This is a genomic window from Peribacillus sp. CSMR9, assembly GCF_033141925.1.
GTDB classification, from domain to species: domain Bacteria; phylum Bacillota; class Bacilli; order Bacillales; family DSM-1321; genus Peribacillus; species Peribacillus simplex_A.
This window is the reverse complement of record NZ_JAOPHO010000027.1, coordinates 49,096-59,621: the sequence shown is the minus strand read 5'-3', so window position 1 is coordinate 59,621 and position 10,526 is coordinate 49,096. Positions and strand designations below refer to the sequence as shown.

Genomic DNA, 10,526 nt, shown 5'->3' with positions numbered 1-10,526 from the left:
CAGGCAAAAATTCAAAGGGAATCTCAAAAAGGGGTTCGGAATTTTTTAATTCCGAACCCCTTTTGTCTACAAACTGAAAGGACGATTCAATATAACTGAATCGTCCTTTTTTATAATCCAGACCGATAAGCTGATGGTGTACAAGCTTCAAGCAGTTTGAATTTGGCATTGAAATAGGTTTGATGTGAATAACCGGCTAATTGTGCGATTTCCTCCAATGATAAATCCGTTTCCTTTAATAAGCGTTTAGCTTCCCTAATTCGAACTTGATGCAGCGTATTGCGAAAAGACTCGCCGGATTCAGCCGCAAAACGACGGCTGAGTGTGCTTTTATTGACACGCAGAGTATCTGCACAGGTCGCTAGATTCCACTGGGCGTCCCAATAGTTGGACTCGATCAGCTCTCTTGCTTTTTCGCTAAGTGTACGAGCTCCTTCCTGTAATTGCCCATGATCCTGCAGAAGTAAATGGGTGGTGAACGCATGCAGCTCTTTTACTATTTGATGAATGACTGGTTTATGGACGATTTGCTGAAATACGTCATAGTATATTGCTTCTAGTGAAGCATTTTGCAAATTATATGATTTCATATGCCTACGGATCTGCGCAAGTACGCTTGTAAGGCGAATACGAACGATTTCCGGGTCAGGGTATGGTTGTTGAAAAGTAAGGAATTCACGTTCGATCCAGTTCCTGATGGCTTTTGCATCCCGTCTTTCGAGCATTTCTATCCAAAGTCTTTGTTCAAGGGGAGTGAGGAATGGATCCATCTCCTGAGGCGAAGTTTGTTGACTTTCGGCTAAAATGATATCATATCCATCGAAAAAGATTTGTCTTGTAAATTCACGTGTTTGCTGGTACATCCTTTTTAAAGATTCATCAGGATTTGCCGCTTTTATTATGATAGCAAGAGGCTCATCCATTCTTTCTTTCCAGTGGGCCAGGAACGCTTGGTATTCTTCCTTATATACATCAGTTTCCTTTGTTTCCTGGACGCATAAAATAAAATCCGATAAAGCGAAGATTTGATTCTTACCAGTAAAAGAATATCGTTGCAGTTTATCATAAACTAAAGGAAGGGTCTTGTTATCAGGTGTCAAAAATGCCACCATGGTTATTCGTCTTTCATGCCTCCGGTCTGTCAAGAAAAAATCAGGATAACCAATATCAAGTGTTTTCTCATCATGCATGGCGTTTGTCGAGAAAAGACCTTGATCATTTCTCAATTGAAAACGCAATTGTTGGATATGCTTTACCAAATCCGCTGAAGAAAAAGGACGGAATAGGACATCTTCCGCACGAAAACGCAAGGCCCGATAAGCTGTTTGAAAGATTCGCTCAGATGAAATGCCTAACCATCGAATTCCCCTCCGCTTTAACGAAACACCCATCGCCTCACTTTCATCCGTCCAAATATCCATATCCAAAATAACGAATTCCGGTTGCTGATTACGAATGCCCTTTTCAAATTCTTCAATCGTTTTCCATAAGATAAGTCTAACTCCCGTTAGGTGCGACTCGACTATCCAACGAATTCCTTGAGCCTCAATCTCATCTTTTGCCACCAAATGAATTTCCACAACATCCCCCCATTTCCACCTCATATTCCTTTCATCTAATAAATATGAAGTCAGCCTTTGAAAGAAAAGGAATCCCTGGCCTTTACAAAGTAACTTGTATCTAATCTCCATTCTAATCCCGCCGAATACTTCAAACAAGTCATATTAAGCAGAACCTGCGATTAGGTTAATTTTGACATGCTCAAACGTTATTTTATATCCATGGAAGGTACCATATCTAACACGTTATTAGCGGTATAACTATATGAAAATATTAAAAAAACACCATAGAAACTTGTGGTTTCCAATGATGTTTCTTTTTTTAGTTTTCAGTTAGATCTGTTATAAATGATTAATATTGACTTCAACTTCTTTAATGGTGTTTTCTTCTGAAGCACTTGACAATTTTAATGATAATAGAGTGATGACTCCTATCACAAGTAATCCTGATAAAATAAACATACCTTGAGTAAAGGCAACAGTTCCAAGAATCATCGGTCCTACAAAACCGCCTAATGCTGCAAATGAATTGACTAGGGCTATGCCAACTGGTGCAGTGGACTCAGTGAAGAAAAATGTCATATAGGCAAAGAAACATCCACTGAAACCGTATAACCCGAATGATGTAATCGTTAACATCAGCACCATCATAAAGACACCATCTGAAAAGCCGCACCCGATAAATCCGGTAACTGCTATCAGGAGACAAACAAGCAAGTGTGGTTTATGTGCATTCGTCCGATCAGAATTCCAGCCAACAAATATAACCGCAGGTATACCGACTAACGAAGGAATCATCGCTAACCAGCCTATTTCTAAATTGGTTGTTGCATTTTCCGATAAAGATTTTATGATGGTTGGCATCCAGAATGACAATCCATAGATAGATGTGTACCCAGCGAAATAAAAAAGTGACAACTTCCAGATTTTCGAATCTTTCAGCATATCAAGCTTAGTGACTTTATTCATTTTCGAGCTTACTTTTCTTTCAGCACTCAACTCCCCTTCTAACCAAACGCTTTCTTCCTTAGATAACCATTTAGCGTTAGTGGGCCTATTAGTTAAATAGAAAACAACAACAACTCCAATAATAATGGCCGGAATGCCTTCAAGGATGAACATCCATCTCCACCCTGCCATACCGAACCAGGAAATATTGTCAAGAATCCATGTCGACACAGGTGCACCAATCAATCCGCCAATCGGTAAGGCTAAAAGCAGGGCCGCTGTTGCCCGTCCTCTTTCACGGGCCCTGAACCAATATGTTAAATACAAAATTATACCAGGGAAAAATCCAGCTTCGGCGACACCTAATAAAAAACGAAGAATGTATAAATGCATCGTTGTTTGCGCAAAACCTGTTAATATGACAACAAGTCCCCACGAAATCATTATACGGGCAATCCATATCCGAGCTCCCACTTTATGCATGATCATGTTGCTTGGAACTTCAAAGAAGAAATAGCCAATAAAGAAAATACCGGAAAGCAATCCAAAAACCTCAGCGGATAAGGCTAATTCTGCGTTCATTTGTAAAGCAGCATAGCCTAAATTGACCCTGTCCAAGTATGCAATGCTATAAAGGATCAAGATAAATGGAAGAATGCGTCTCATCGTTTTATTAATCGTTCTTTTCTCTATTTCACCACTGAAATGATTCATGATTATTTCCTCCCTTTTCAAGCTACCCTTTCCCAAAAAACATACGATTATAGCGGACCTTTCCTTGCTCCCCGACTCTCTGGTTCAATCCCGATACCACCAAATTCAATACCACCTCCCCTCCATTTACATTCATTGAACCCAACAATATTATTAAACGAGTCCATATCCACAGGATGAAATAACCCTTCGTTCATGAAAGTTACTGATTGGATAGAGATCTTTAGGAAACTTTAACCACCCTTTTCACCCATTTTTAGAAAAACCTCTTGATTTCATTGGATTAACATCCCCTCATACATGATCCGGAACGTTCGAAAGCGCTTTCATAATGTCCCAAATGAAATGAAGGAAGCGTTGTGATTATTCATAATTTACGATAGATTAAATAGACTATCCGCTCACTAACTAGATTGTAGTCTGATATTAAACTATATAGGAATATTCTGTCAATTATCCCTCGGATATTTTTCCATGATTGATCCAAGTAAGAAACAGCATAGGGGAGAAAAGACTCGTGAAGAAATTTTAAAAATATCCTTAAAGCTATTTAGCGAAAAAGGTTATGATAAAGTTACAGTTGACGAAATCGTGAAAAAAGCCGCACGTCAAAAGGGTCATTTTACCAACACTTTTCAGCAAAATCGGATATTTTTTTAGTAGGGTTCACAGAAGTCCATGAATACTATTGCGAAGTCTTCCATTCTTTCCCGGATGATACGGAAATTGATGTGTTTTTCTGGAAGAAGAAAATGAAAGTGATTTACTTGTCCGCATTAGATAAAACAGCTGACTGTTAAATGAATATTAATCCTAGCAATCTCACTGAACGGTGTGGTAACTCCATTATTCTATAAAGTTCATACATTTTTATTATTTCACTTGAGTGTCATACAGATTTAACGAGGAGTCGAAAGCTAGTTATATGAAACGATTTTTCTTTATCATCCTATATGCAATATTATTTGGTTTTTCCCTGCAGGCCTTCCATTTCAAGCTTGACCACCCTATTGCAGAAGATATCAGCCGGCTGATGCCAGTTAAAATGAAAGCGATAAATGCAGAAGATAGTGAAGAAGCAATCAAAAAGGTCGTTTTGGAAGCTGCAAAAAATGATGATCCCATTTCCATTGCCGGTATGCAGCATAGCCAAGGGGGACAGACACTAAATCCAAAAGGCATCCTGCTTGATATGAAGCAATATGATAAGATCCTTGATTTGGATGTAAAAGAAAAACGCATCACGGTAGAAAGCGGAGCAACCTGGGCTGATCTACAGAGATATATCAACCCATATGGACTTGCACTGAAGGTCAGTCAATCCCAAAACATTTTTACCATAGGAGGTTCTTTGAGCGTTAATGTCCATGGCCGCGATATCCGTCATCATGCCTTGATAGAAACCGTGGAATCTTTTAGATTGCTTAACGCGAAAGGACAAATCCTGACGGTGAGCCGCGAAGAAAATCCTGAGCTCTTCTCTTCGGTTATTGGCGGATACGGTTTATTTGGAGTGATACTTGATGTGACACTCCACCTTACCGATGACGAACTTTATAAAATTAAAACTAAATCACTCCATTATGATGAATATACATCGTATTTTAAAAGAGATGTTCTTCAAAACGATGATGTCAAAATGCATCTGGCAAGAATATCTGTTGCTCCTGGCTCCTATTTGGACGAAATGTATGTAACGGATTATTATAGGGCAAATGACCAAGCACAGCTATCAAACTACAATACTCTCAAACGGGAAACGATCGTTGCCGTGCCTAAATTCTTTCTTGGTCTATCGCGTTATAATGACTGGGGTAAAAAAAGGTTTTGGGAAACTCAGGAGACTTACACGGCCAATATTGATGGTAACTTGGTTTCCAGGAACAATGTGATGCGGTCGGATTCTGCCTTTATGGATTACAGCAATCCCTCCAAAACTGAAGTGCTGCAAGAATACTTCGTTCCGATTGATCAATTTGCTGATTATATCGATGATCTAAGAAAAACTTTATTCGATGAAAAAGATTTTAATTTATTAAATATTACAATTCGTTATGTGGAACATAATGATGAATCACTCATGTCCTATGCCAAAGATGATATGTTCGCTCTTGTAATGCTCATCAATCAAGGGACAGATAACGAAAGTAAGGAAAATACGGGAAGGGTCATCCGCGACATGATCAATGTGACGCTTGACCAAAATGGCAGCTACTATTTGCCCTATTACGGGTATCCAACCAAGACACAATTATTTGAAGCCTATCCGCGTACTAAGGAATTCTTTCAATTAAAAAAGAAATATGATCCTGATAACCGCTTCATGAATCTTTTCTATGAGGAGTACCATCCATGAATTATAAACGTTTCGTTTTTTACCAAGGCACTGTTGGAATGGCTGCCAGCATGATCTTCCCTTTTTATATTTTGCTAATCAAAAATGTAGGTACCAGCTATTCGCAATTCGGATGGGCATATGGCATATTCTCACTGACTGCAGCACTTAGTTACCCTTTAATCGGAAAATTAACGGATAAAGCCGGTGACAAAGCATTTCTCCTTATCTATTCATGGGGGATGGCACTTATCCTTCTTGCCTTTCCTCTCGCATATGAAATTTGGCATGTCTATCTCCTGCAGATTATTATGGGGGTTCTTGGGGCTGTTCAAAAAAATACTGAAAAAACGGTACTTGCAAGGTATGTTAGGAAAACAACTGCGGGTAAGGAAATTGGAAACTACCATGTTTGGACATCCATTGGTGCTGCAGCTGCCGTGATTGCAACCGGATATTTAGTCGACTTTTTAACGATTGGAAGCATCTTTTATCTTGCATCCTTAATGTTTGCCTGGAGTGGATTTATTATAATGAAGATGGAGAAAAAAGCTTCACTATCTAATGAAGAATAAATAAAAACATAAGGATTTATTGCTGGTTAGCGATAATAACTTTTTAGTAAAAGAAGCATCTGCTTAAACCTCAGCAGATGTCTCTTCCACAAAATTGAAGTAACTTAATAGCGTCTATACAGAATCTAGTTTTCATAAAAAGGCTTTTAGTTCTGATGCTGTCTCTATCAATCATTCCATTTTACAAAGATAAATTAAACCTGCTTCCCTTTAATCACTTTCGCATCGCCATTTTTACGAATTCTAAAAGTACTGCGTTTATTTGTACAAAGCTAACGGACCAGAGCATATATAATAAAATACTACTTTCTTATCAACTTTTTCATTAATTTTTTGTCTAAAAAAACTAATGACATCATAATTATACCCATTCCAATCAACTGATTAATAGACAACGCTTCATGTAAAAAGTAAAAGCCTAAAATCATTCCGATGACAGGCACTATATAATTACTAAATGAAGTAAATAAAGCGCCTTCTTGCCGAATCAGCCTATTAAATAATGCATAAACAACACCCGCATGGAATATGCCTAAAATCGCTAAGTAGATGGATTGAGATCGTTCTATATCCAATTTGAAAGATTGCTCAAACAAAAGGGACATGGGGATTAGAAATGCACTGGCAATCAGTAAAACATTTCTCATATGAATAACGGAAGACCCCTCGTTTAATTTCTCCATGATAATCAATGATAATCCAAAACTCATGGCAGCCAATATCAATAGGATACTACCCTGAATACTGTTAAAAAAGTCTTGGAATCCTTGTGTTGGCCAGGATAGGAAAGCAATACCTGCAAATCCGAATAGGATACTTGTAATCTCCCCCCTTGTGCTTTTTCTTTTGAAAAATGCTATTAAAAAGAGGATGGTAAAGACAGGAACCATTCCAATCAGCATCGCTGCGATACTGCTAGGCACCGTTTTCTGCCCCTGTGCAATAAACGCGAATGGCAGTACAACTTCGAAAACCGCAATGATTATATACCATTTATAATAACTCCTATTTACTCTGCGCTCTTCTTTTGATAAAAAAAACCCAATGAAGAGTAAACAGATACCACCGATACATGCTTTGAAGGCTGACAAAGTAATAACCCCAACATCATCTATAACTAATGCAATAAAGAAGAATTGAGATCCCCATATACCACTAATCAAGAGTAACAACACATATTTATTCATTCACTTTACCCCCCTTTTCATCAATGGCTCGGCAATAGCCTTACTAATATGCTTTGACCGATTTCCACCAAAATAGTTCGTGCCGATTACACCAACAAGAATAATCATTGCACCTACAACGTGATAATAGTGAATGGTTTCATGTAAGAAAATTACCCCAGCTATGATCGTAATCAATGTCGCTAAATTACTAAAAACGCTCATTTTAGAGGCAGGTAATATAGATAATGCATAGTTTGATAAAAAACCAGTAAGCAGTGACGATAATGCACCAAGATATACGATTGAAATAAGAAATGAACTACTTGTTAAGGGTAAAAAAAAGCTACTAATTGATTGATTAATTATATGGTTGATGATGGCCATACTATTAAAAGCAACAAAACCAAAGAACGTCATCACATAAGTTAATGTAAATAGTGAATATTGCTTTGTTAATGTCCTTGCTACCACATTATAGAGAGCGGCAGCAATCGAGGATAATAAGATCAGGATCGTTCCTTCCAAACTATGAGCCTCAAGTTGCAAGTCGTTCATGACAAAGATAAAGATGACCCCCATCACTGAAAAATAAAGGAAAAATTTTTGACTTTTACCCGCATATTCTTTCAAAAATAATGAAGCTGATAATAACGTGAAAATTGGTATAGTCGCTTGGATAATACCCGCCTCTGAAGATGAGGTATATACGAGACCAAACACTTGAAAGGTAAAGAATGAAATTGGATAAAGGAGCACCAACGGAAGAATTTTCAAAGTATCCTTTGCACTCATTTTCACTGATGTCCTCCGATACAGCTTATAAATTATCGCGGTCAAAAAAGCCATCGTAAATCGATGCGCCAATATATCTAGCGGACTCGCTTCCATTAATGATATTTTTGTGAAAATAAATGAAAATCCAATAATAAAAGCATATAGTATCGCCGCAAAATAGGCTTTTTTTTGTTCTGGCATATTGAGTAAATCCTCCTTTTTAACACCCGGCCGGTTGTTAATATCGTATTAAAAGCTTCACTACGATACAATACAAATAAGAAGCATCTGTAACGGTACAGTTTTTAGGAGGAATTCATGTTAAAATACGAAGCTTTGTTTAATGAATTTGAATCTCTGATCCAAAATGGACAGCTCAAAGCGGGCTTTAAACTCCCATCGATTCGTCGATTAAGCGAACAACATCAATGTAGTAAAAGTACAGTCTTGAAAGCCCTGCAAGAATTGGAAAAGAGGCATTTAATCTACGCGGTTCCTAAAAGTGGATATTATGTCGTTCAAAAAGAATTTGATGGTAAAAGTGAACCAACAGCGGAAATCGATTTTGTTACCTCCGCTCCCTCTTGGCATCAATTTCCGTATCATGACTTTCAACATTGTATCAACAAAGCCATCGATACCTATCAGCAAGAATTGTTTATCTATGGCACCCCAAAAGGACTACCCTCTTTAATTAAAGTGATACAAAAACAATTAGAGCAGTATCAGGTTTTCGCAAAAGAAGAACAGATTTTCATTACTTCTGGCGTGCAACAAGCCCTTTCCTTATTAACGTTCATCCCATTTCCTAATGAACGTACCCATATACTTGTTGAACAGCCTAGTTATCATCTGTTTGTGGAGCAATTGAAAGCGTACAAGATTTCCGTGCTAGGAATCCAACGAACAGCAGCAGGTATTGATTTTGGGGAATTAGAGCGGATTTTTAGCAGTCAGAAAATTAAATTCTTTTATACGATGCCCCGTTTCCATAATCCGTTAGGGACTTCTTACTCTAAAAAGGACAGAGAAGAGATACTAAAACTTGCTGTAAAGTATGGTGTCTATATTGTAGAAGATGATTATTTAGCAGATTTCGAAGAGAATATGAAGGTAGACCCCATTTTTTCCGGGGATACTCATCACATGGTCATTTATTTAAAAAGCTTCTCTAAAATAATGTTTCCAGGATTGCGCATAGGTGTTGCCGTATTGCCTAAACCATTAGCGGTCAGCTTTCAACTATATAAAAGAACAGCGGATATTGATAGTTCAATGATTTCACAAGCAGCATTGGAAATCTATATAAATAGCGGTATGTTTGAACGCCATAGAAACAAAGTACGTCTGTCCTATCTAGGGCGTGCAAAATTGCTATATGATGCTCTAGAAAAGCACTCTGCTCAAGGCTTTTATCGCCCATCATCCATATGTATGAACGCTCATATCGTACTGCCTCATCGTTTAAATAGTGCTTACCTCATCAAAAACTTACAAAATCAACAAGTACTGGTAGAGACGATAGGTCAAAATTATATAGATGGTTTTCACCAGGAAAAAATAGTAAAGATAAACGTGTCCAATACAAATATACAAAAACTTGACCAAGGAATAGCTCTCATTTTTAAAGAATTGAATAACAAGCAAAATTATTACTTATAGAACTTTTACAAATGTATAGTCACTTTATAGCAAAAAATAGTGGAAATTTATTTTTTGCTATTGTAATAATGAAAACATGGGCAAATGAGCACAAACAAAAGAGAGCCAATCAGAATTGGCTCTCAACAATGTTTATCTTATCAGTCCACTTTATTTATAAAATTTTATACGATCCTCAAGTGGTTTGAACTCTTTATCACCCGGTTGAGCTGTTGGATTTCCAAATGGCATTTGCGCAATCAATTTCCAGTTACTTGGAACATCCCATTCTTTTTTCACTTCCTCATCAATTAGAGGATTATAATGCTGTAAAGTTGCTCCCAATCCTTCTGCTTCGAGTGCAGTCCAAACAACTAATTGATGCATGCCTGATGTTTGTTGTGACCAGATTGGGAAGTTATCGGCATAGGTTGCAAATTGTTCTTGAAGTGATTTCACCACAGATTCATCTTCAAAGAATAATACTGACCCATATCCCGCTTTAAAGGAATCCATTTTTTGTTGAGTACCAGAGAAATCTCTATCTCCAACAGCTTTCCTTAAAGCTTGCGTCGTAATATCCCATAATTTATCATGTGCCGAGCCTGTCAAAACAACAAGGCGGGAGGATTGGGAATTAAAAGCCGATGGTGTGTGTTTTACCGCAAATTCAACTATTTCTTTAATTTTCTCATCCGATACTTGGACTTCTTTATTGATTCCATAATATGATCGTCTCTCTTTAATCGCGGTGTAAAAATCTTTTGTCATGATTCATTCCTCCAGAGCATTTTTTCTATTTCAAATGATT

Annotated in this window: 9 protein-coding genes; 4 read left to right on the top strand and 5 right to left on the bottom strand. The window is 37.6% G+C overall.

What is annotated here, in order from left to right:
- Window positions 1-110: 110 nt before the first annotated feature.
- Together N9I19_RS13810 and N9I19_RS13805 are read right to left on the bottom strand one after the other, a co-directional pair.
- Entirely contained in the window at window positions 111-1,604 is a 1,494-nt protein-coding gene (locus tag N9I19_RS13810) for a helix-turn-helix transcriptional regulator (protein WP_317778111.1), read from the bottom strand.
- Between the two features lie 297 nt (window positions 1,605-1,901).
- Window positions 1,902-3,221, bottom strand: a complete 1,320-nt coding sequence (locus N9I19_RS13805; RefSeq protein WP_317778110.1) for an MFS transporter — start codon at window positions 3,219-3,221, stop codon at window positions 1,902-1,904.
- 474 nt (window positions 3,222-3,695) lie between these two features.
- Between N9I19_RS13805 and N9I19_RS13800 the strand changes: the two genes are divergently transcribed.
- The 3 genes from N9I19_RS13800 to N9I19_RS13790 all read left to right on the top strand — a co-directional run bounded on the left by N9I19_RS13800 (window position 3,696) and on the right by N9I19_RS13790 (window position 6,131).
- Window positions 3,696-3,881, top strand: a complete 186-nt coding sequence (locus N9I19_RS13800; RefSeq protein WP_317778109.1) for a TetR/AcrR family transcriptional regulator — start codon at window positions 3,696-3,698, stop codon at window positions 3,879-3,881.
- Between the two features lie 265 nt (window positions 3,882-4,146).
- The gene (locus N9I19_RS13795; RefSeq protein WP_317778108.1) at window positions 4,147-5,577 is read left to right on the top strand and encodes an FAD-binding protein; all 1,431 of its coding nucleotides are present in this window, start codon (window positions 4,147-4,149) and stop codon (window positions 5,575-5,577) included.
- Window positions 5,574-6,131, top strand: coding sequence for an MFS transporter (locus N9I19_RS13790; RefSeq protein WP_317778107.1), 558 nt, complete (start codon window positions 5,574-5,576; stop codon window positions 6,129-6,131). The genes N9I19_RS13795 and N9I19_RS13790 overlap by 4 nt, the downstream gene beginning before the upstream one ends.
- A 302-nt stretch (window positions 6,132-6,433) precedes the next feature.
- Here N9I19_RS13790 and N9I19_RS13785 read toward each other — a convergent pair whose 3' ends face one another.
- Together N9I19_RS13785 and N9I19_RS13780 are read right to left on the bottom strand one after the other, a co-directional pair.
- Window positions 6,434-7,318, bottom strand: coding sequence for a DMT family transporter (locus N9I19_RS13785; RefSeq protein WP_317778106.1), 885 nt, complete (start codon window positions 7,316-7,318; stop codon window positions 6,434-6,436).
- Window positions 7,319-8,275, bottom strand: a complete 957-nt coding sequence (locus N9I19_RS13780) for a DMT family transporter (protein WP_317778105.1) — start codon at window positions 8,273-8,275, stop codon at window positions 7,319-7,321.
- 117 nt (window positions 8,276-8,392) lie between these two features.
- Between N9I19_RS13780 and N9I19_RS13775 the strand changes: the two genes are divergently transcribed.
- On the top strand, window positions 8,393-9,736 hold the full coding sequence (locus N9I19_RS13775; RefSeq protein ID WP_317778104.1) for an aminotransferase-like domain-containing protein: 1,344 nt from the start codon (window positions 8,393-8,395) through the stop codon (window positions 9,734-9,736).
- 150 nt (window positions 9,737-9,886) lie between these two features.
- Here the strand turns inward: N9I19_RS13775 and N9I19_RS13770 are convergent, their stop codons facing one another.
- Window positions 9,887-10,486 carry a nitroreductase family protein gene (locus N9I19_RS13770; protein ID WP_317778103.1) on the bottom strand — a complete coding sequence of 200 codons (600 nt, stop codon included), beginning with the start codon at window positions 10,484-10,486 and terminating at the stop codon, window positions 9,887-9,889.
- Window positions 10,487-10,526 lie beyond the last annotated feature (40 nt).

Excerpts from the sequence above, each read along its gene's own strand:
- N9I19_RS13785 (WP_317778106.1), bottom strand. The coding sequence starts at position 7,318 with ATGAATAAATATGTGTTGTTACTCTTGATTAGTGGTATATGGGGATCT.
- N9I19_RS13805 (WP_317778110.1), bottom strand. The coding sequence starts at position 3,221 with ATGAATCATTTCAGTGGTGAAATAGAGAAAAGAACGATTAATAAAACG.
- N9I19_RS13810 (WP_317778111.1), bottom strand. The coding sequence starts at position 1,604 with ATGAGGTGGAAATGGGGGGATGTTGTGGAAATTCATTTGGTGGCAAAA.
- N9I19_RS13790 (WP_317778107.1), top strand. The coding sequence starts at position 5,574 with ATGAATTATAAACGTTTCGTTTTTTACCAAGGCACTGTTGGAATGGCT.
- N9I19_RS13780 (WP_317778105.1), bottom strand. The coding sequence starts at position 8,275 with ATGCCAGAACAAAAAAAAGCCTATTTTGCGGCGATACTATATGCTTTT.
- N9I19_RS13770 (WP_317778103.1), bottom strand. The coding sequence starts at position 10,486 with ATGACAAAAGATTTTTACACCGCGATTAAAGAGAGACGATCATATTAT.
- N9I19_RS13775 (WP_317778104.1), top strand. The coding sequence starts at position 8,393 with ATGTTAAAATACGAAGCTTTGTTTAATGAATTTGAATCTCTGATCCAA.
- N9I19_RS13800 (WP_317778109.1), top strand. The coding sequence starts at position 3,696 with ATGATTGATCCAAGTAAGAAACAGCATAGGGGAGAAAAGACTCGTGAA.
- N9I19_RS13795 (WP_317778108.1), top strand. The coding sequence starts at position 4,147 with ATGAAACGATTTTTCTTTATCATCCTATATGCAATATTATTTGGTTTT.